Below are 20,578 nucleotides of genomic sequence, written 5' to 3' on the forward strand. Positions count from 1 at the left end.
ACAGCCCCATTTCATCCGTCCGGGTGGAATCGCTCCCATCTTCGACTCTGTTGAAGTCCTCTTGGGATACGCACGACGTGGCCGGCGGGCCGCCGCGGAGGGCGGCCCCCACCGAGCCCTTTGCCTTGGGCTTGTCGGGGCCGCCCTCCGCGGCGACCCTCGTGGGGCGACGGAGTTCCGCACGGCAGGATCGAGTGACCGCGTCCCGTTCCGTGTCCCGGCCGGAACCGAAACGTCGCCGTCCTGCACGCGGTCAGCACGTTCGCGGTCGGCGAGGTGCTCGCCGAGTCGGACTGCTAACCGGACCGGAGGCCCTCCGGGTCAAGCTCGACGCCGACGGTGACGGGAAGGTCACGGAGGCGGAACTGCTCGCCGCCCCGAAGGCGCTCGCCCCCCTCGACGCCAACGCCGACGAACTCGTGTCCGCGGCCGAGTTGGCCCCCGGGCTGCGGTACCCGGGCGCGGCCCCGCCACTGGTGACCGAGCCGGTTGCGGCGGCCGCACCGGACCCGGACGGGAAGCGGCCCTCTCTGCTCCCGCTCCTCGCGGCCGCCGGGGACGGGTTCGCGTCGGGCGGCCCGCGCCCCCGACGGGGTCGCGGTCGCAGCGGAAGCGGCCCGCCGCACGTTCGCCGAGTCGGACGCCGACGCCAACGGCCACCTCGACGGCGTCGAACTCGAGAAGCCGGCGGCCTGGCGCTGAAGTTCCTCCTCCCGTTCGCCGACCGCGACGGGGACGCACGGCCCGCGCGGGCCGAACTCGACGGGTGGCTCGACCTCGAGGCGGTGCTCGCGAAGGGCGCGGTCGTAATCGGGGTGACGGACCTCGGGGCCGGCCTGTTCGAACTGCCCGACGCGGACCGCGACGGCGCGCTCGCGCCCCGGGAGTTGCGGTCGGCCGCCGACCACGTGCGGGCCGCCGGCGCGGTGACGGACGGCGCGCTCGACCCGGCCCGGCTGCCGCAGCACGCGGTGGTGACCATCGGCCGCGGGCGGCCGTCGCCGGAGCTTCCCGCCCCGGCCCGGTCTGGGCCGGAGTGGTTCCGGGCGATGGACCGCAACGGCGACGGGGACGTGTCGGCGGCCGCGTTCCTCGGGGCCGGGGCCGCGTTCAACCGGCTCGACGCGGACGGCAACGGCCTCCTGAGCCCCGCCGAAGCCGCACGGGCCGCCCCCAAGAAGTAAGGGGGCTCCGACCCCGCTCCGGGCGTTGCGGCCGGCCGCGTCCGATCAAGCCCACCGTCCCCGCCGTCGCCGCCCACCGGGCCGCGCACGAGGGCGCGACCGAGAGCGAGTTGTGACCGCCCGGTTACCACACGCCCAACCGCGCCCGCAGGTCGTCGAGGTCGCCGCCCGGCGGCCCCGGCAGGCGGAACGTGTACGGGTCGCGGCGGGTGCCCGCGCCGTACCGCTCCACCTTGCGCTCCTCGAACGCCCGCCCGAGCCACTCGTACAGGTGGTGCGGGCTCGGCCGCTCCCGGTCCGCGGGCCAGTCGGCCAGCAGGTCCTTGTGCGTCACCGCGGTCCCCCGCCCCTTCAACAGCTTCTCCACGACCGCCCAGTTCTCGCGGAACCGCGCGGTCCGCACGTCGGCCACGACCCGGAACTCGGCGGTGCCCGGGGTCCAGTCGTACACGAGGGCGGGGGGGCGTCTCCGGGTGCCGGGACTGGCCGACGAGCCTGCGGCGGGTGCGGTCGGCCTCGAGGGTGCCGTACCGGTGCAGTTCGAGGGCCACGTCCACGAACCCGAGCAGCGCGCCGCTCCCGCGGGCCGCGGCCCCCTCCTCGGCCGGCTTCTTCCGCGGGTGGTGGAGCACCAGCACCGCGGCCCCGAGTTCGGCGAGCCGGCGGAGCGGGTGGAGGAAGTCGAGGAGGGTGGCCGGGTCGCTGTCGCTGCGGCCCGGGAGGAACGCGGCGAGCGTGTCCACGACGAACAGGTCGAGCCCGCCGGCGGCGCGGAGCCCCTCGGCCTCGGCGGCGAGGTCGGCCCACGCGGCGGGGCTCGGGCGCTCGCGGAACGGGCGGGACAGGAGACGCGCGTGCGGCCCGAGGGGCACGGCCCGGCCCCGGGCGGCCCAGTGCGCCGGGGCCTCCTCCGAGACCACGACGGCGGTTCCCGCGGCGCACGCCCGCCCGAGGAACGCGCCGCCGGGGCCGAGCGCGCGGAGGAGCCCGGCGAGCAGGGTCGTCTTCCCGGCCTTCCACTGGCTGGTGAGCAGGGTCACGTTCCCGCCCGCGAGGTACCCGTCCCAGACCCAGTTCGTCCGGACTTCCGGGTGCTCGCGGCCGAGTTGGTCCATCGGTCGCAACGTGTTGAGGAGGTTCGTCATGGTGTCGATCCAATACAAATTTGTCCGCAAGAATTAGGTTGATTTGGCGAAATCGGAGTTCATCGGCGACGGGTGGCGCGACGCGGCCGAATCAATGAGAACGACCGGCGGGCGGTGCCCGCAATGTCGGTAGGGGGGAGGAGAACGGTGCGGGGTGAGAAAAGAGAGGTGGCCAAGGTGGGACTTGAACCCACACGCCTTGCGGCGCTCGATTTTGAGTCGAGTGCGTCTGCCATTCCGCCACTTGGCCAACCACCCCAGGATAGACCCCCGCGGCACGGTCGGCAAGGCGCGGCGGCGCGCCCCGCAGTGTAAGTCGGCGTACAACGTCACGGTATCCGGTGTTCACACACCCTGGAGGTTCCCGTGAGCGACGCTCCCCTTCCCGACCGGCTCGACGTCCTGGCCGTCGCGCCCCACCCCGACGACCTCGAGATCCTCTGCGGCGGCACCCTCGCCAAGCTCGTCAAGCAGGGGTACAAGGTCGGCATCTTCGACCTCACCAGCGGCGAGCCCACGCCCCGCGGGAGCGTCGAGACCCGCCAAAAGGAAGCCGAGGAGGCCCGGCGGGTGCTCGGCGTCCCGCTCCGGGTGAACGTCGCGCTGCCCAACCGCGTGCTGATGGACAGCCCCGAGAACCGGTTCAAGCTCGCGACCGAGTTCCGCCGGTACCGCCCCGGCATCGTCATCCTCGGGGCCGGCCGCACCCCCGCCGCGTCGCCCGACCACTTCCAGGGCCACCTCATCGGCGAGGCGGCCCGGTTCTACTCGCAACTAACGAAGTGGGACGAGCGGTTCGACGGCACCGCCCCGTACCGCGTCCCGCACCTCGTGTACGCCCCGTTCCCGACCGACGCCGAGCAGCGGAGCTGGCACAGCACGTTCGTCGTCGACGTCACCGAGACGTTCGACCAGAAGCTCGCGTCGATCCGGGCGTACAAGTCGCAGTTCGACGACGAGCGGTTCGAGCGGGTAAAGCACTTCGTCACCTCCACCAACGGCTACCACGGGTTCAAGTGCGGGTACAAGTACGGCGAGCTGTTCGCGCTCCCGCACCCGGTCGGCGCGCCGGACCTCGTCACCCTCGTGTACGGGAGCAAGCCGACCACGCCGCCCGACGTGCCCGTCGGCCAGGGGCACATCCCGATGGGGTGAGGCCGCAAAGTAGCAGGCGCAGTCCGTGTGCCGTTCCTGTGATTCGCGGCGACGGCACACAGAGTGTGCCTGCTACTTTGGTACACTCTGGGGAGCCGCCCCCCGGAGTCCCCCGATGATCCGCACGCTGCTCTCCCTCGTCGCTCTCGCGGTCGCCGCGCCGCCCGCGGCCGCCGCCCCCAGGAACGTCCTGCTCCTCGTCGCCGACGACCTCGGCCTCCAGCTCGGGTGCTACGGCGACCCGGCCGCGAAGACCCCGCACATCGACGCGCTGGCGAAGTCGGGCACCCGGTTCACGCACGCGTTCGCGTCGGTGTCGTCGTGCAGCCCAAGCCGCGCCACGATCCTCACCGGGCTGCCGACGCACGCCTGCGGGCAGTACGGGCTGGCGCACGCCGCGCACAACCAGCACTCGTTCAAGAACGTCCGCGGGCTGCCGGCGCTGCTCGCCCCGGCGGGGTACCGCTCGGGCGTCGTCGCCAAACTGCACGTCCAGCCGAAGGAGGTGTACCCGTTCGACGTCGAGGTGGCGAACAGCGGCCGGAACCCCGTGGCGATCGCCGCCGACGTGAAGAAGTTCCTCGCCGACACCGGCGACAAGCCGTTCTTCCTGCTCGTCGGGTTCACCGACCCGCACCGGGCCGGCAAGGGGTTCGCCAACGACGGCAAGTACCCGGCCGACGTGCCCGCGGTGAAGTTCGACCCGAAGGCGCTCCCGCTGCCGTACCACCTCCCCGACCAGCCCGACGCCCGCGCCGACCTCGCGGACTACTACCAGAGCGTAGCGCGGCTCGACGACAGCGTCGGCCGCGTGGTGCGCGAGCTCGCCGACGCGAAGAAGCTGGGCGACACGCTCGTGATCTTCGTCAGCGACAACGGCATCCCGTTCCCCGGCGCGAAGTCGACGCTGTACGATTCCGGCGTGCGGCTGCCGATGGTCGTGGTGCGGCCCGGCCAGAAGGCGGGCGTGGTGTCGCCCGCGATGGTGAGCTTCACCGACCTCGCGCCGACTGTCCTCGACTGGTGCGGGGTGAAGCCGGCCGCCGTCGGGAAGAAGGACGTGCCGCTCCCGGGGCGGTCGGTCCTCCCGGTGCTGGAACAGGACCCGGCCGGGGGCTGGGAGGAGGTGTACGGCTCGCACCAGTTCCACGAGGTCACGATGTACTACCCGATGCGGATGGTGCGGACCCGCGAGCACAAGCTGATCGTGAACCTCGCGCACCCCCTCGAGTACCCGTCGGCGGCCGACCTGTGGGGCTCGGACACCTGGCAGGGGGTGCTGAAGCGCGGCGACAAGATGATGGGCTCGCGCCCCGTCGAGGCGTTCCTGCACCGGCCGAAGGAGGAGCTGTACGACCTGACCGCCGACCCGAACGAGCTGAAGAACCTCGCCGCCGACCCGGCCCACGCGAAGACCCTCGCGGACCTGCGGACCAAGCTCGCCGCGTGGCGCGAGAGGACCGCCGACCCGTGGCTCATCAAGGACAGGCACGAGTGACGCCCCGTCGCGCCGCGGCGGCGGGCCCCGCCGCTCGACCGAACGCGCGGGCGGCGTATGCTATCCCCTTTGCCCCACACGAGCCGAGCGGTCATGCCCAGCGACGCGGCGTTCCGACGGAGCCTGTACCTCACGCTGGCGCTCGCGTGCGCGTGCGTCGGGTACGCCGAGGCCGACCTGCTCCCCGAGGTGCCCGTCCTCGCGGCGGTCGCGGCCGCGGCGCTCGCGGTCCTGTACCGCCTCGAAACCCGCGTCACGCTGCTCTCGATCCCGGCCGCGAACCGGCTCGGGCTCGTCGTCGGGCTGCTCAGCCTCGCCTGGGCCGCGGTCCGCATCGCGCAGGTCGCCCAGCGGCCCGACAAGCAGGACGCCAACCTCCAGCTCGTCCTCGTCGCCCCGTTCGGCCCGCTCCTCGTCACCCTGATCCCGGCCAAGCTGGCCCGCCGGGAGCAGCACGTCGGCGACTACTGGGCGCTCCAGGCGATGGGCCTCGTCGGGGTGTGCTTCAGCGGGGCCATCGAGGACGACGCGGTCTGCGCCGCGCTGATCGGCCTGTACGCGCTCGCCGCGGTCTGGAGCCTGAGCCTGTTCTACCTCCGCCGCGAGGCCGGGGCGGTGCGGCCGATCCCGAACCGCCCGGCCCCCGCCCCCGCGGGCGTCGTCGAACCGCCCGGCCGGCCCCCGCGGGCCGGGGTGGGGCCGGCGCTGCGGCTCGCGGCCGCGGCCGCGGCGGTCGCGGTCCCGCTGTACCTCGTCACCCCGGCGTCGCCCGGCGAGAAGCTCGAGTTCGGCAAGCCGCGGGTCGAGATCGGGTACGCCGCTAGCCAGATGATCGACCTGAACCAGACGGGCACCCTTCGCGGGAACCCGGCCCCGGCGTTCGAGGTCGAGGTCGAGGCGCCCGACGGGCTCACCCCCGAACTCCCCGCGGGGCAACTGTGGCGGGGCCGCGTGCTGCGGACGTACGCGGGCGGGACGTGGCAGCCCAGCGACCTCCCGCTCCCCGGCGTGGACGGGGCGCCGCGGGCGCAGCTCCACTGGTCGCCCCCGCGGCTCGGGCCGGGGCAGGTCTCGCTCCGGTTCGCCGTCCCCGCGTCGCTCGCCGGCCAGTTCCTCGCCGAGCCGGTCACCTGGGCCGCCGACCAGCCGGTCCCCGTTGCCAGCACCACCGTGAACGGCCCGCAGCCGTGGCTCTGGGGCGGCGACGGCTCGTTCCTGTGGTCCGGCCGCATCCGCCGCACCGAGGTCCACAACTACGTCCAGGTGTGGCAGCCGCGGGCCGAGCCCGACCTGAGCCCGCGGTTCCGCCTCGGCGACGCCGACCCCGGCCCGAAGCTCCGCCCGCTCGTCCAGAACCCGGTGCGGCGGGTCAAGGAGTACGCCGACGGGCTGGTGAACCGCATGGTCAACGAGGGGAAGCTCCCCGGCGACTGCCGCGACCCGGTGACCGACCTCCCGCGGCGCGAGTTCCACGACGCGGTCGCGCGGGCGTTCACGGCCCACCTCGCGACCGCCCCGGAGTTCACGTACACGACGCGGCTCCGGCGGGCGCGGAAGGACCTCGACCCGATCGAGGAGTTCCTGCTGCACACGCGGTCCGGGCACTGCGAGCGGTTCGCCTCGGCGCTGGCTCTGATGCTCCGGTCGCAGGGCGTGCCGACGGTGCTGGTGCTCGGGTTCAAGGGCTGGGAGCCGACCGCCGACCCCCGCAAGTACCTCGTCAAGCAGGAGCACGCGCACGCCTGGGTGTGCGCCCTCATCACCGACTTCGAGCCGCCCGCCGGCGACGACCCCCGCGAGCGGCCGGTGAGCCGGTGGCGGACCCTGGACCCGACCCCGGGCGGCGAGCCCGCCCCCGACCCCGCCGGGGACGGCGTGGCCGAGGAGGCCCGCGCGTGGGTCCGGGGGGTGTTCGGCGACGCCGCCGCGGCGGTCCCCGCGGCCGGGTGGGGGGCGGTCCGGTTCGCGACCCGCTGGGAGGTGCTCGCGCTCGTCGGCACCGGGCTCGTGCTGACCCTCGTGCGGATGCGGCGGGCGCAAACGGTCCCGGTCGCGCCGGCGACGACCCGGCTCGGCCGCCTGTTCGCGGTCCTCGCCGCCCGCGGCCTGGCCCCGTTCCCCGGTGACACGCCCCGCGAGTTCGCCGCCCGCGTCGCCGCGGCCCTCGCCGCGGACCCGGCCACGGCCGCCGTCGCCGGCGTGCCGGCCGCCTGGGTCGATGCGTACTATGAAGCGCGGTTCGGCGGCCACGTCCCGTCGGCCGAGCGGCTCGACATGCTCGACACCGAACTGAGGGCGCTCGCCCGCGCCCTCCACTCCGCGAGGTGACCCGTGACCAGTCCCGTCAAGCGGCTCCGCGCCGAGACCTCCGCCCTCGTCGTCATCGACGTGCAGGACCGGCTCCTCGCCAAGATCCCCACGGCCGCCGCGCTCGTGGCCAACGCCGGGTTCCTCCTCGACGTCGCGGCACTGCTCGGCGTGCCGGTGCGGGCGACCGAGCAGTACCCCAAGGGGCTCGGCCCGACCACCCCCGAACTCGCCCGCCGGCTCCCCGCGGACCTCCCCGCGAAGACCGCGTTCAGTTGCTGCGGGGCCGGAACGTTCCTCGAAGAACTGGAGATGCTGCGGCGGCCGAGCGTCGTGCTCGTCGGCATGGAGACGCACGTCTGCGTCGCGCAGACCGCGCTCGACCTGCTCGCCGCCGGGCTCCACGTCTACCTCGCGGTCGACGCGCTCGCGGCCCGCGGGCGGATCGACCACGACACGGCGATCCGGCGGCTCGAACAGGCCGGGGCGGTGCCCACCACGGTCGAAGCGGTCGCGTTCGAGTGGACCGGCGACGCCGCGCACGCGAAGTTCAAGGCGGTCAGCGCCCTTGTGATCGCGCGCTCGGCGGCGACCGCGACGTGACCCCGTGCGTGTGCGGCCGCGGTCACGGGCGGAGCAGGCGGACCCGGTGGTTCTCGCTGTCGCCAATGTAGACGCCGCCGTCCGCGTCCACGAACACCCCGTGCGGCCGGGCGAGTCGGCACTTGAGTGCCGGTCCGTCCGGGCCGTCGCCCTTCTGCCCCTCCCCGACGAGCAGTTCGAGCGTCCCCTTCTTCGCGTCGATCATGCGGACCGTGTGCGACTCGGTGTCGGCGAGGTACACGTTCCCCTTCGCGTCGAGGCCGACGCACTTCGGGCCGGACAGCGTCGCCTCGAGCGCCGGCCCGCCGTTGCCGGTGAACCCGGACTTGCCGGTGCCCGCGACCCGCTTGAGGGTTCCGGCCTTCGGGTCGAGGCTCAGCACCGCGTTCCCCTCGCGGAGCGCCAGCCACAGGGTGCCGTCCGGCGCGAACGCGAGCGCCCGCGGGCCGTGCAGCGCCGCGCCGTCGATCTTCGAGCCGTCCGCCGCGGTCTTCTTCTCGCCGGTGCCGGAGAACGTGGTGACCGTGCCGGTCTTCGCGTCGATCTTGCGAACCCGGTGGTTGAGGATGTCGCACACGAACAGGTCGCCGGCCGCGTCGAACGCGAGGCTGTGCGGTTGGTTCATCTGGGCCTTGTCGGCCGGCCCGCCGTCGCCGCCGAACCCGGCCTTGCCGGTGCCCGCGACGGTGGAGATGACGCCCGTCTTGGCGTCCACCCGGCGCACGACGTGGTTGCCGATCTCGACGAAGTGCAGGTTCCCGCCCTTGTCCCAGGCGAGTTCGTAGGGCTGGTTCAGCGCCGCCTCGGTAGCCGGGCCGCCGTCGCCCGCGTACCCCTTCTTGCCGTTCCCGGCGAACGTGGTGATAGTGCCGTCTTTCGACACGCGGCGGACGCGGTGGTTGTCCACGTCGCAGACGTAGAGGTAGCCGTCCGGCCCGCGGGCCACGGCGAACGGATTGTTGAGCTGCGCCTTCTCGGCCGGCCCGCCGTCGCCCGAGAAGCCCTTCGCCCCCGTGCCGGCGAAGGTGGATACCGTCTGTGCGGGGGCCGCGGTGGCGACCAGCGCGACCGCGGCGGCGAGAACGAATCGAACCATCGGGGGGCTCTCATCAAGAGTGTCGCGAAGAGTGTCGCGGGCAGAGGGCGAGACAAACGGGATCGGGCTCAGGGCGCACGGCCTGGACGGGCGAGCGGGGGACGTAAGTCCCCCGGTAAGCTCGGCCAATCTACCGGGGGACTTACGTCCCCCGCTCGCCAAAACCTATCGAGGCCTTGTCGGGGCGTCCTTACCGATCCGCCTTCGCGAACTTCGCGATGCGGCCCTTCGGGCCGACGGCCCAGCCGTCGCCGGTCGCGGTGAACGCGACGCTGTTGTACTTGTCGGTGTCCAGTTGCTTCCAGGCCGCGCCGTCTGAGGAGGCGTCCGAGCCGGACGTGCCGACGGCGACCCACCGGTCCTTGGCCCACGCGACCCCGGACCGGAACGGCAGCGGCTTCTCGATCGCGGCCCACGTCTTGCCGCCGTCGGCGGTGACCGCCCCGGTGCCCGCCGTCGCGTCCGGCTTGCGGTAGTCGCCGCCGACGAGCACCCCGTTTGTGCCGTCGCGGAACGCGAGCCCGAACCCGCCGCCCGACTCGACCCCGGCGAGGAGCGGCGCCTCGGTGACGGCCCAGGTCGCGCCGCGGTCGCTCGACCGGAACACCCGCGCCGCCTTGCCGCCGCCGGTGCAGAACCACACGTCGCGCGCGCCGCGGGCCACGAGGCAGGTGCCGCTCGCCGCGAAGCACCCCTCGTTGGGCAGCGCTTCGGGCCGGCGCTTCTCGGGAAGTGTGGTCCACGTCTTCCCGCCGTCGTCGGTGGTGACCAGGAGGAACCGCCCGTCGACCGGGTCGCTCAGCGCGATCCCGTGCTTCTCGTCCCAGAACGCGAGTGCGTCGAAGAACCCCTTGGGCTCGGCATTCGTGAACTGCAGCGCCCACGTCTTGCCGCCGTCGGTCGTCTTGTAGATGCGGGAGCCGTCGCCCGGCCCGGCGCTCATCAGGTAGGCCGTGTCCTCGCCGAACGCCTCGACGTCGCGGAAGTCGAGCGTGTCGGCGTTCGGCACGGTGCCGACCGACCACGTCTTGCCGCCGTCGGTCGTGCGGCCGAACGTGCCCTTCGTGCCGCTCACCCACGCGACGGTCGCGCTCCCCACGCTGAGCCCGCGGAAGTCGGCGTCGGTCTTGATGGCCTGCGGCTGCCACTGCGAGAGCGCGACGGAGTGAGTCGGGCCGCAGAGCAGGACCGCCAGGACGAGCCGGTTCATCGGTGTTCTCGGTGCGTTCGGGTGCCGCGGCACTGTCCCCGTGCCGCGACTCCGGGTAGCGTACCACAACTCCCGCCGGTATCACTCTCTGATCGAGGTGCCGCAATGCGTCGGACGTTCGCTCTCGCGCTCACCATCCTCGCGCTCATCGCCCCGGCGGGGACCGCCCAGGACAAGCCGCCCGTTGCGAGTCACAAGACGGAGAAAGACGTCCCGTACCGCACGGGCGACGGGCTGACCGACGCGATGCGGGAGCGGTGCAAGCTCGACGTCCACTACCCGGCCGGCGCGACCGGCGCACCGGTCGTGGTGTGGTTCCACGGGGGCGGGTTGATCGCCGGGTCGAAGGCGGTCCCGGCGGCGCTCGCCAACAAGGGGCTCGTGGTGGTCGCCGCGAACTATCGGCTCGCCCCGAAGGCGAAGGCCCCGGAGTACGTCGAGGACGCGGCCGCCGCCGTGGCCTGGGCGTTCGAGAACGCCGAGAAGTACGGCGGGTCGCGGAAGCTGGTGTTCGTCTCGGGGCACTCCGCCGGCGGCTACCTCACGAGCATGGTCGGCCTCGACAAGCGGTGGCTCAAGGCCCACAAGATCGACGCCGACGAGATCGCCGGCCTGGTGCCGTTCAGCGGCCAGTCGATCACGCACTTCGCGGTGCGGGCCGAGCGCGGCATCGAGAAGACGCGGCCGGTGATCGACGACATGGCCCCGCTGTACCACGTCCGCAAGGACGCGCCGCCGGTCCTGCTCCTCAGCGGCGACCGCAACAAGGAGATGACCGGCCGGTACGAGGAGACGGCGTACTTCTGGCGGATGCTCAAGGAGGTCGGGCACAAGGACGTCGAGTTGCTCGAACTCCAGGGCTACGACCACGGCGGCATGGCCGAGCCCGGGTTCCCGCTGCTCGTGCGGTTCGTCCGCGACCGGGCGAAGGCGGCGGCCGCGAAGTGAGCCGCGAAGTGAGCCGCGCCCCGCCGCGTCACTCCTTCTTCGGCCGCGCGAGGGCCAGGTCCCAGACAACAAAGTACGAGTTGGACGTGGTGGCCAGCAGGGTTCCGCCCGGGAAGAAGACCGGGTTGGAATCCGGCCAATACGCTTTCGTGCGGAGCCGGCGCTGCCTGCCGGACCCCACCTCGTGAACGACCAAATCGGGGTCCGAGTAGTACGCGAGGACCTCCCCGTCCGGTGAGAGCGCCGGGCGGCCCATGTTCTTGGCCCGCACGACCACGCGCGACGATCCCGTCGAAAGGTCCCAGGCCACGACCACGTCGTTCTCGTGCGAGTACAGGGTCCGGCCGTCCGGCGCGAACATGATCTTGGAGCCGCTGAGTCCTTGCAACTCGAACTCGGTGAGGCGGGCCCCCGTCGCCGCGTCCCAAACGGATAGGGACTCAGTCTGCTTCGCCGGAGGCCCCGATCTCGTGTACGCGGCGACCACCGCACCGGACGGTGAGACGGTCGGGTAGGCCGCGTGGACGGCCCGCGGCCCGTACGTTTTGACCACCGCGCCGGTCGCGTCGATCTTGACCGGGCTCCCCTCGACGCTCGCGGCCCACCCGGTGCCGTCGGGGAACGGGGCCAGGGACCAAATGTACCCGCCCACATCGACGCGGCTGCGGAGCGTGCCCTTTGCCGCGTCCCACACGCTGACCTGATTGTTGGGTCGGCCCGTAGCCAGCAGGCCGCCATCGGACGAGAACACCACGCCCGCCCCGATGACGCCGCCGTCCCCGACGTCGAAGCGGCAGACTTCGCCGTGCGAGACCAACTCGACGACGCGGTGCCACCGTTTCTTGTCCGTGAAGCTCAGGTCCGTTTCGGCGATGACGATCCGCGTCCCGTCCGGGCTCAAGGCCGCGATCGTCCCGAACGAACTCCCCGTGGGGATCTTCCGGTACAGGTTCACCTCACCGACGACCTCGGTCGGGATCGTCGCCGGTTGCTTCTTCTTCCGCATCGCCGCGGCGAGGTCGGCTTCGCTTTGGTGTCGCTTCGCCTGCGCCGTCCGACGCTGCTCGGCGGTCGCCGCCCACAACTTGGCGTCGGCGGCCAGCACGTCGGCCAAAGTCGCCTGCGGCGTGGCCGGGGCCGCGGCCTGTGCCGGGGTCGGCGCTGACCCGCCATCGGCGTCGGTGTTCTGCTTGCCGCAACTCGCGGAAGCCACGGTCAAAACCACTAGCACCAGTGCGTGACCAAGAGATCGCATGGAACGGAGTCCCCTTGATGGCGTGCGGACCGGGCGAGATTCGGGTCACTCCTTCTTCGGCTTGCCGAACTGCTTCCAGTACAGCTCCTTGAACGGGTTCTCCTTGGGCGGCACCGCGTCCTCGTTGACGAGGTACGGCGGCAGCGACGCCCACCAGGCGTCGTACTCGGCCGCGAGCTTCTTCACCACGTCGGGGTGCTTGTCGGCGACATTCGCCTGCTCGCCGGGGTCGGCCGCCACGTCGAACAGCTCCCACCCGCCCGTGCCCTTCCCGGCCGAGACGAGGTGCCACGGCTTCGTGCGGACGCCGCACCCGGCGAACTTGTGGTCGTCTGGCTTCGCCCCCTTGGGCCACCGGCCGACGTGCGTGAACAGGGTGCGGTCGGCCCACTCGGCTTTCGGGGTCTGGAGCAGCGGCACGAGGCTGCGGCCCTCGACCTGCTTCGCCACATCTTCGGTGAGCTTCGCGCCGGCGAGTTCGGCAAGGGTCGGGAGGAAGTCGACGTGCGCGGCGAGCCGGTCGCAGTCGGCCGGCGCGAGCGTGCCCGGCCAGCGCCAGAACGACGCCGCCCGCGTGCCGCCGAGCCACGGTGTGACCTTCGACCCGCGCATCCCAGCGTTGAAGAGGGGCACGCCCGCGGTCCCGCCGTTGTCGTTCATGAAGATCACGAGCGTGTCCTTCTCCAGCCCCCACGCCTTGAGCTGGTCGAGCAGCCGCCCGACGTTGTCGTCGATGTTGGCGATCATGCCGAAGAACTTGGCGACGTTCGGCTGCTTCACATTGTCCTTGTACCGGGCCTCGTCCTCGGCGCGCACGTCGAGCGGCGCGTGCGGCGCGTTGGTCGCAATGGTGCAGTAGAACGGCTTGTCCTTGCCCTTCACCGATTCGATCCACTTGGTCGCCTGCGCGAAGAACACGTCGGTGCAGTACCCGGTGGTCTTCTCGAACGTGCCGTTGTGGAGGACCGTCGGGCCGAAGTACGAGTTCCCCGGGACGTCGCCGCAACTGCCCGCGTGGCTCTGGCCGATGCCCCCGCACCCGTGGATGTACACCTCGTCGAACCCGCGCTTGTCGGGCCACCGGTCCGGCTCGTCGCCGAGGTGCCACTTGCCGAAGATGCCGGTCGTGTACCCGGCGGTCCTCAGCACCTGCGGCAGCGTGGTCGCCTTCAGCGTGAGCCGCTCGCGCTCGTGGATCGTGTGCGTGACGCCGTTCTTGAACTCGTGCCGGCCGGTGAGCAGCGCCGAGCGGGTGGGCGAGCACGTCGGGCTCACGTGGAAGTCGGTGAACCGGACCCCCTCGGCGTGCAGGCGGTCGAGGTTCGGCGTCTTGAGCACCGGGTTCCCGTGGGCCGACACGTCGCCGTACCCCTGGTCGTCGGTCAGGATGAACACGACGTTCGGCTTCTTGCCGGCGAGCGGGTCGGCGGCCGCGGCCGGCGCGTGGGCCGGTCCGAGAACCGCGGCGAGCGCGAAGAGGGTGCGGGTCACGGGAGAACCTCCGAGAGAGCGGGGCAGTTCGACGTGTTGTACCCGACGGGGCGCGCGGCTACGAGAACCAATCGGCGGCGAACCCGGGTCGCGCCGCACCGGTCACTGAATCAACGGCGGTTGAACGGCGGGGTGGTGCGGGGGATAATGCGCGCGTTCCGGCACGGAGCGGGCCAAGGGGGCGGAGATGTCCGAGGAGCTGCGCCGCACGCTGCGGGTCTACGAGGCGGACTACCCTGGCCAGCCGCTCGTCGCCCGCCGCGCCGACCTGGAGGTCATCAATCAACTCCGCGCGCAACTCGACCTGCCGCTCGTCGACGCCGCGTTGAGGGAGATCGGTTCGGCCGCCGAGGCGGACCCGCCGGAGCCGCCGCCACCGGCCGCCCCGGACCACTCGGCCGCCCGCGAAATCTACCGGGCGTACCTCGCGAAGGTGGCAGAGCTGCGCCCGCACCGGGCCTACGCCGACCGGGTGGCGCGGGCGACGAGCGGGTCCGGGCCGACCCCCGTTCGCCCCCTCGCGACGATGGGCACCGGCGGCGGCCCGCTGCTGTGCGACCACTGCAACAAGCCGATCGTTCTGGAGGGCGGCCCGCACCACGGGGTGCCCGCGGACGCGGCCTGGGCGAAGAACCCGGGCGGCGACTGGAAGTCGTGGGTCCTCGGCGGGCTGGTCGTCGAGATCGTGACCAACGGCACGCTCCGGATCTACCACGGGTACCCCGGGCGCGACGCCCGCCAGTGCTGCAACGCGGCCCGCCGGGCGGACGAACAGGCCCAGGAGCGGCACGCCCCGCAGCGCGGCGCGGAGACGTTCCACGCGCTGCGGATGTTCCTCGAACACGAGTTCCCGGATCGCACCGAGCTCGAGCGAGTGGACCTCGTGAACGACATCCTGAACACCGTGTTCTCTTACGACCCGGGCATCGGCGTCAACCGCCCGAGCGGGGCGAGTTGAAGCCGCGTCCGGTTAATTTCTCACTGTAGCCGGCCTCTGTGAGGCCGGTGCTTGGGGACTCGCACAGTAGCGGCCTCACAGAGGCCGGCTACAGAGGAGCAGACCCGCCCGCCGGGTCGCAGCGCCCCGGTGCCGATCACTTCGCGACGATCTGCGAAAGGATCGACGGGTCCTGGATCTCAGTGTCGCGGGCCAGCAGGAGCACCTTCGAGACCATCTCGGCCGTTCGCGGGTCGTCGTCGGCGAACGGCAGGAACAGCCGCCCGCGGTGCTGTGCGTTTACCGGCACGACGCACAGCGAGCCGCCCGGTTGCTTGTGGACCACCCCGCTCCCGAGGTGGACCGAGTACCGGCCGTACGCGCCCTCGATCAGCGCGTGCTTGTTGTCGAGCTTCACGTTCCCCAGCCTCAGCAACCGGCACGTCTCGCGGACGAGGTCGGCCCGCATCGCGACCGTCGATTGCGTCGCCTCGGGGTCGACCCCGCCGACGTGCGCGACGCTCACGACCAGGTCGAGGTCGCGCATCACCTCGCTGAAGATCGGCTTCGGAACCTCGGCGAGCGGGAGCGTCTTCCAGTCGCCGCGGCGGTGGAACACGGCCTCGCGGACCGCGGGGGCCGCGGCGTCGGCCGGGGTCGAGTACCCGTGGTCGAGCTCCACGCTCGCGACGAGGTTCGCCCCGCGGAACAGCTTGCTGATGCCGTCCCGCGTTGACCACCCGCGGGCCGCGAGCAGCGCGTTCGCCTGCTGCTCGTTCACCTGGTGCCCCGAGTACCGGCGCGACTTGTCGCCGTCCTCCGCCTCGGCCGCGGTCGGCACGTAGACCTCGCGGAACACCTGCTTGAACGGCTGGCTCCGCTCGGCCCGGAAGCACTCGCCCTGCCACTCGTGCCAGTCGCCAGCGGCGAGCAGGTCGAGCGGGTGCGCGACGGTCCACTCGTCGGCGGCCCCGACGGCGACCGGCGTCCCGTCCCAGCTCTTCAGCGAACTGCCGCCCCTCGCGGGGTAGCCCATCCCCGCCCGAGTCTTGAGCACGAGCCGCTCGAGGAGCGGCCGCACGAGGGGGTGCTCCACAAGCGCCTTCAACTCGGCCGCGCGGAACCGGTCCCCGGCGCACATCGCCTGTTCGAGCGACCGCCTCGTGCTCGCGGCGATGCGGCTCAGGTTCTTCTTGCGCTCCAGCAGTTCGGCGACCTTCGGGCTCTTCTTCGCGTCGGCCGGCAGCGCCTTCGCCGGCTTGCCGCCCTTGGTGAACGCGAGGTCCGCGTCCCCGGCGGCGGTGAGGCTCAGGCTCACCGCGGCGTCCTTCACCGACACGGTGACCGGCCCGTTCACGAGGTCGGCGACCTCGCGGGCGGTGACCGCCCATTCGAGCCGCACCGGGTCGGCGAACCCGGCGGTGACGGCGAGGTTCTCGAGCCCGAGGCGGGCGGCCTGGATCGCCGGCTCCTTCGAGAGCGAACTCAGCCCGCGGGCGTACCGCTCGTACTCCTTCAGCACCTTGTACCGGTCCGCGAGTTCGGCCTCCCGCTTCGCGGGGTCGTCCGGCAGCGGCAGCAGCCCGAGGTGCCGGACCGCTTCCTTGAGGAACTTCGTGCGGACGGCCTGGACCAGGTCTTTCTTCTTGGTCTTGCCGAGCAGCACGTCCGCGAGGCGCGCCGCCTTCTTGTGCGCCTGCCCGTAGCCGAGGAACTTCGCCGCGGCCTCGATGGCGTCCCAGCGGGCCGCGCTGCCGACCTCGGCGTAGGCCTTGTGGAACCACGCCACGTCGATGAGCCCGTCGGCCCGCTGCTCGGCGGTGAGGTTCGTGCGGGCCTTGAGGATCGTCTGCCACTGCGTATCGGGCTTCGCCTTCTTGCCCTCCGGCGCGTCGTCATCGTCCTCGTCATCGTCGTCGCTGTTGAACTCGCCCTCCCAGCGGTTCTCGGTGTGCGCCATGAACCAGTACACGGCCTCCGCGTAGCCGGGCCAGCCGACCGCGGCCGCGGCGTGCTCGACCCAGCGCGGGTTCACCAGCCCGAGTTCGACGACCCGCTCGGTCTCGAACTGCCCGGCGGCGACGGCGTCCTTCACCGCGGCCGCGAACGCCTCGGGCGTGTCGCCCGGCAGCGGCAGGCACTTCTGGATCAGCCCGGTCAGCACGGCCGGCTTGTTCTCGCTCTCGCCCCACCGGGCCGTCTTGCCGAACCCGTGCTTCCCAAGCGCCGCGGTCAGCTTGAACAGCGTCTCGCGGCCGAAGAGCTGCTTGATGCTGTTCGCCGCGTGCGTCGCCGCCGACGGGGTCTCCCCGCGGTTCAGTTCGACCTCGGTGACGCGGGCGACGACCTCGCTCACCGCCTGCTTCAGTTCCGGCCGCGACGCGAACACCGGGTAGAGGGCGTCGGCGTTGGGGGAGGTCAGCGCCTCGAGCGAGTCGAACGACGTGCCCCAGCGCTCGCGGGTCCGCGGGCCGATGAGGTGGTTCTGGAAGTCCGCGAGGGTGGCGGCCCCGGCGGCGTAGGCGGGGAGCAGGTGCGACAGGTGCGGCCGGAGCCGCCGCGCGCCGGGGACCGGCTCGTCGCGCCAGCGCTCCAACTGGAACAGGCGGGCGTCGTGCTCCGGGGTCCAGTCCGGGGCCGCGGCCTCCTGGTTCGCCTCCGCGAGCCGGAGCCACGTCTGGAGCGCGTCGTCCGTGCGCCACTCGATCGCGCTCGCGTCGTCACCGTCGTCGCCGTCCTCGTCGGCCCCGTCGCCACCGGCCGCGGCGAGCGGGGTCTGGTCGATCACGATCTGCGGGACGAGGGCGAGCACGGTCTCGGCCGCGTCGAGTAGGAAGTCGCTCGCGCCGGCCGGCCGGTAGAGCTTCGCGAACCAGTCGAGCAGTTGCGCGACCAGGTCCTCGTACCGGAGCGGCACCGGTTCCGGGTGAACGACTTGCTCACGGAACTTGCGGTACGCGGCCTGGGCCGGCGACGGCTTCTTGCCGCCGAGGTCGTCGTCGTCATCGTCGTCCCAATCGGTGTCCTCCTCGCCCTCGCGGACCTCGACCGTGGGCAGGGCGATCGCGCGGAGCAACTCGAACCCGTCGGCGTCGCGCGTTCGCGCCGAGCGGTTCTTCCACCAGCCGTCCCACAGGTCGAGCAGCGGGAGGTTCGCGCGGTCCTGCTCCGCGGTCAGCGCCCCGTCGATCCCGGGGAAGTGCCACCGGTATTGAATCGAGCCGAGCACCTTCTCCTCGGGGGCGGTCTTGTTGCGGGCGAAGAGGAACGTCGCGTCGCGGTGCTCGTGGATGAACTCGTCGAGTTCCTTCAGGAACGCGACCGCCGCCGGGGTGACGAACTTGACCTTCCGCTTCTCGGGTTCGGTCGCGGGGGTGCGGTCGGCGGGGTCGAACAGCCCGAGGCCGTCGTCGAGCGTCGGCGGGCGGCTCGCCGGGTCGAGCACGACCTCGATGGCGGCGGCCTCGGCCGCGGCGAGTCGCGTCCCCTTCCCCTCGCGGTAGTCGCGGAGCCGCTCGCGGACCGGCTCGGCCATGCGCTCGCCGTCGACCATCCGCCGCGCGAGTTCGATGCCGGCGGCCCGCTGGTTCGCGTCCCCGGCCGCCAATAACCGGTCGATGGTGCCGACCACGAGCTTGTCGGGGCGGTTGAGGAGCAACCCGAACACGCCGCGGCGGAAGTCGGCGGTCTTGCGGGTGAGGTAGCCCTCGAGGGTCCGCACCTCGTCCTCGGCGAGCTTCGACTTCTTCAGGTACTTCAGCGCCGCCTCGCGGACGTACCGGTTCGGCTCGCCGGCGATCGCGAGGAGCGTCTGCCGGACCTTGGTCGTCAGCGTCCGCGGCTCGCACAGCCTGGCGAGCGCCTGCACGCGGCGGTACTCACTCATCGCCGGGAGGTGCGGCAGGAGCCGCTCGGCCGGGCGCGCCCCGAGGTAGTCGGTCAGCAGGTCGGCCGCGTCCTCCTGGCTCAGGTCCATCACCGGCCAGTGGGGAACGAGCGGCTTCAGTTCCTTGGACTTTACCGGGAGCTTCGGGACGACCTGTTCGAGCCGCTCGAACAGATCCTTCGGAACCTGCGCCGCCGCGTCGTCCGCGCCGTGGGACGCGGAGTTGTAGAAGCTGAGGACCGAACTCAGCACCCGCAGGTCGGGGTCAGCGAGGAGCGGGAGCAGGAGCTGCGCGGCCTCGGGCAGGCCGCTCTCGTCGATCAACTTGACCGCCGCGAACCGCCGCGCCGCGTCCTTGTCCTTGAGGAGCGGGGTCGCGGCCTTCACCGCCACCTCCGCGTCCTCGTAGGCCATCGCCCACAGCCCGCGGTACGCGGCCGCGGCGTCGCCCTTGTCGACCGCCTTCTTCCGGGCCGCGGGGTTCCCGAGCAGGTCGCGGCAGGCCTGCAAATCGGCCTTGAGCTTCTTGGCGTTTTCGACCTCCTCCTCCTCGCCGAACCAGACCCCGACGGCCCGCGCGACCGACGCGAACCGGACGAGGTTCTGGTCCAGCACGAGCGCGACCATCCGCCGGAACGCCCCGGGGTGCGCCTCGTCGACGGCTTCGAGGATCGTCTGGCGGAGCCCCTCCTGCCGCTGCGCCGCGAGGAGCAGGTTCTCGCAGAACTCCCAGGCGTCCGTGCGGGCGCTGCACAACAGCCCGCGCAGCGCGTGGCCGCCCGGCCCGCCGATCTCGTGCCGGTTCGCCGCGCAATCCTTCAGGGTGGTGAACACGCTCTCGGCGGACGGCCCGCCGGCGTCGATCACCCCGGCGAGCAGCGCGCCGAACTCGTCGGTCCGGTAGCCGAGGTGGACCGCCCACGCCGCGACCCACTCGGCCGAGAGCACGTCGTCGGGCACGTCCCCGAGTTCGTCGAACAGCGACTCCAGGTACGCCTGCCGGGCGGCCGCGTAGACCTCGGGCCGGTTGGGGGCGCGGAACCCGCGGCGGCTGGAGCCCGCCGTGTACGGCACGCGGCCCTTCAGTTGCCAGCCGGCCTCCACGTCGGCGTGGATCGTCGGAAACAGCGCGGCGAGCACCTTCGTCCGCCCCTTCGGGTCGCCGCCGAGGCGCGCGGCCGACGCCGCTTCGAGCTTCCGCCGCTCGCCCCAGTCCGCGGGCGGCGACCCGGTCGGGAGCAGCCCGAACGCGCCGAGCCCCGCGGCCGCGAGCGGCTTCGGGAGCTTCTGCACGCGGGCGATGCGGGCCTGCCGATGCCGCTTCGAGGTCAGCTTTCCGAGTTGCTGGCGGGCGAGGTCGGGCTTCAGCACGGGTCAGCCTCCGGCGAGCATGGTGAGTCGGATGAACGTAAGCCGACTCGTCGGGGCAAGCGGCACCGCGGCGTCCAGGTCCCGGTGTTCCGCGTCGTCCACGACGACCATGAACAACCCGTCGGCGAAGGCCTCCAGTGCCGTCGCGACCGCCCGGTCGGCGTCGACCGCCTGGTCGAGATCGCTGGCCCCCGCCGCGACCTTGCCGGTCGCCACGCCGTCCTCGATCTGCTTGGCGGTCAGCGCGCGGAACAACCGGCGCTCGGCCTGGCGGTCCCGGAACGCGGCCACCTCCTGACGGACGACGTGCTCGATCACGTCGCGGAGGAGCAGAACCCCGCCCGCGGCACCGCCCGGAACGGGAACGGAGAAGTCACTGACGATCGGCTTCTTGCGGCCGATCGCTCTGGCTGAGACTGTGAGCATGGTGCCCCCTGGTCGGTACTCGAGTTCAGGACCACCGGACAGAACCCGTCGTGAGGCCGGCTGTGC

14 protein-coding genes, 1 tRNA gene and 1 pseudogene are annotated in these 20,578 nt (G+C 72.3%); 7 read left to right on the plus strand and 9 right to left on the minus strand.

Features of this window, described 5'->3' with window-relative positions:
- The first annotated feature begins 419 nt into the window (after positions 1–419).
- On the plus strand, positions 420–1,184 hold the full coding sequence (locus ACTIGN_RS28305) for a hypothetical protein (RefSeq protein ID WP_439630223.1): 765 nt from the start codon (positions 420–422) through the stop codon (positions 1,182–1,184).
- Between the two features lie 124 nt (positions 1,185–1,308).
- On the opposite strand, the gene ACTIGN_RS28310 is transcribed toward ACTIGN_RS28305, so the two are convergent.
- The 3 genes and pseudogenes from ACTIGN_RS28310 to ACTIGN_RS28320 form a co-directional block, all read right to left on the minus strand.
- Positions 1,309–1,635 carry a hypothetical protein gene (locus tag ACTIGN_RS28310; protein ID WP_439630225.1) on the minus strand — a complete coding sequence of 109 codons (327 nt, stop codon included), beginning with the start codon at positions 1,633–1,635 and terminating at the stop codon, positions 1,309–1,311.
- 169 nt (positions 1,636–1,804) lie between these two features.
- A pseudogene (locus tag ACTIGN_RS28315) lies at positions 1,805–2,329 on the minus strand (AAA family ATPase); the annotation flags it as partial.
- A 169-nt stretch (positions 2,330–2,498) separates the two neighbouring features.
- Positions 2,499–2,579, minus strand: a tRNA-Leu gene (locus ACTIGN_RS28320).
- A 116-nt stretch (positions 2,580–2,695) separates the two neighbouring features.
- Here ACTIGN_RS28320 and ACTIGN_RS28325 point away from each other — a divergent pair.
- The 4 genes from ACTIGN_RS28325 to ACTIGN_RS28340 all read left to right on the plus strand — a co-directional run bounded on the left by ACTIGN_RS28325 (position 2,696) and on the right by ACTIGN_RS28340 (position 7,892).
- Positions 2,696–3,484 (plus strand): PIG-L family deacetylase, encoded by a 789-nt coding sequence (locus tag ACTIGN_RS28325; RefSeq protein ID WP_439630227.1) that lies wholly within the window; start codon positions 2,696–2,698, stop codon positions 3,482–3,484.
- 115 nt (positions 3,485–3,599) lie between these two features.
- Complete coding sequence (locus ACTIGN_RS28330) at positions 3,600–4,982, plus strand: sulfatase family protein (protein WP_439630229.1); 1,383 nt, start codon at positions 3,600–3,602, stop codon at positions 4,980–4,982.
- Between the two features lie 93 nt (positions 4,983–5,075).
- Positions 5,076–7,310 carry a transglutaminaseTgpA domain-containing protein gene (locus ACTIGN_RS28335; RefSeq protein WP_439630231.1) on the plus strand — a complete coding sequence of 745 codons (2,235 nt, stop codon included), beginning with the start codon at positions 5,076–5,078 and terminating at the stop codon, positions 7,308–7,310.
- Between the two features lie 3 nt (positions 7,311–7,313).
- Positions 7,314–7,892: an isochorismatase family protein gene (locus tag ACTIGN_RS28340; protein ID WP_439630233.1), complete on the plus strand. Its 579-nt coding sequence runs from the start codon at positions 7,314–7,316 to the stop codon at positions 7,890–7,892.
- Positions 7,893–7,914: 22 nt separating this feature from the next.
- On the opposite strand, the gene ACTIGN_RS28345 is transcribed toward ACTIGN_RS28340, so the two are convergent.
- Together ACTIGN_RS28345 and ACTIGN_RS28350 are read right to left on the minus strand one after the other, a co-directional pair.
- Positions 7,915–8,988, minus strand: coding sequence for a hypothetical protein (locus ACTIGN_RS28345; protein ID WP_439630235.1), 1,074 nt, complete (start codon positions 8,986–8,988; stop codon positions 7,915–7,917).
- 190 nt (positions 8,989–9,178) lie between these two features.
- Entirely contained in the window at positions 9,179–10,198 is a 1,020-nt protein-coding gene (locus ACTIGN_RS28350) for a WD40/YVTN/BNR-like repeat-containing protein (protein ID WP_439630237.1), read from the minus strand.
- Between the two features lie 105 nt (positions 10,199–10,303).
- On the opposite strand from ACTIGN_RS28350, the gene ACTIGN_RS28355 reads away from it, so the two are divergent.
- Positions 10,304–11,146, plus strand: a complete 843-nt coding sequence (locus ACTIGN_RS28355) for an alpha/beta hydrolase (RefSeq protein WP_439630239.1) — start codon at positions 10,304–10,306, stop codon at positions 11,144–11,146.
- 28 nt (positions 11,147–11,174) lie between these two features.
- Here the strand turns inward: ACTIGN_RS28355 and ACTIGN_RS28360 are convergent, their stop codons facing one another.
- A complete protein-coding gene (locus ACTIGN_RS28360; RefSeq protein ID WP_439630241.1) occupies positions 11,175–12,359 on the minus strand; it encodes a WD40 repeat domain-containing protein in 1,185 nt (394 codons plus the stop codon).
- A gap of 87 nt (positions 12,360–12,446) precedes the next feature.
- Positions 12,447–13,892, minus strand: a complete 1,446-nt coding sequence (locus ACTIGN_RS28365) for an arylsulfatase (protein WP_439630243.1) — start codon at positions 13,890–13,892, stop codon at positions 12,447–12,449.
- Positions 13,893–14,079: 187 nt separating this feature from the next.
- Between ACTIGN_RS28365 and ACTIGN_RS28370 the strand changes: the two genes are divergently transcribed.
- The gene (locus ACTIGN_RS28370) at positions 14,080–14,850 is read left to right on the plus strand and encodes a hypothetical protein (RefSeq protein ID WP_439630245.1); all 771 of its coding nucleotides are present in this window, start codon (positions 14,080–14,082) and stop codon (positions 14,848–14,850) included.
- A gap of 136 nt (positions 14,851–14,986) precedes the next feature.
- Here the strand turns inward: ACTIGN_RS28370 and ACTIGN_RS28375 are convergent, their stop codons facing one another.
- Both ACTIGN_RS28375 and ACTIGN_RS28380 read right to left on the minus strand, forming a co-directional pair.
- Positions 14,987–20,086, minus strand: a complete 5,100-nt coding sequence (locus ACTIGN_RS28375; protein WP_439630247.1) for a DUF5724 domain-containing protein — start codon at positions 20,084–20,086, stop codon at positions 14,987–14,989.
- Positions 20,087–20,089: 3 nt separating this feature from the next.
- Positions 20,090–20,512: a hypothetical protein gene (locus ACTIGN_RS28380; protein WP_439630249.1), complete on the minus strand. Its 423-nt coding sequence runs from the start codon at positions 20,510–20,512 to the stop codon at positions 20,090–20,092.
- Positions 20,513–20,578: the final 66 nt, after the last annotated feature.

Source organism: Gemmata sp. (genome assembly GCF_051859125.1).
Lineage (GTDB): Bacteria > Planctomycetota > Planctomycetia > Gemmatales > Gemmataceae > Gemmata.

Coding starts and splice junctions, on each gene's coding strand:
- ACTIGN_RS28330 (WP_439630229.1), top strand. CDS start 3,600: ATGATCCGCACGCTGCTCTCCCTCGTCGCTCTCGCGGTCGCCGCGCCG.
- ACTIGN_RS28335 (WP_439630231.1), top strand. CDS start 5,076: ATGCCCAGCGACGCGGCGTTCCGACGGAGCCTGTACCTCACGCTGGCG.
- ACTIGN_RS28345 (WP_439630235.1), bottom strand. CDS start 8,988: ATGGTTCGATTCGTTCTCGCCGCCGCGGTCGCGCTGGTCGCCACCGCG.
- ACTIGN_RS28350 (WP_439630237.1), bottom strand. CDS start 10,198: ATGAACCGGCTCGTCCTGGCGGTCCTGCTCTGCGGCCCGACTCACTCC.
- ACTIGN_RS28355 (WP_439630239.1), top strand. CDS start 10,304: ATGCGTCGGACGTTCGCTCTCGCGCTCACCATCCTCGCGCTCATCGCC.
- ACTIGN_RS28370 (WP_439630245.1), top strand. CDS start 14,080: ATGTCCGAGGAGCTGCGCCGCACGCTGCGGGTCTACGAGGCGGACTAC.
- ACTIGN_RS28380 (WP_439630249.1), bottom strand. CDS start 20,512: ATGCTCACAGTCTCAGCCAGAGCGATCGGCCGCAAGAAGCCGATCGTC.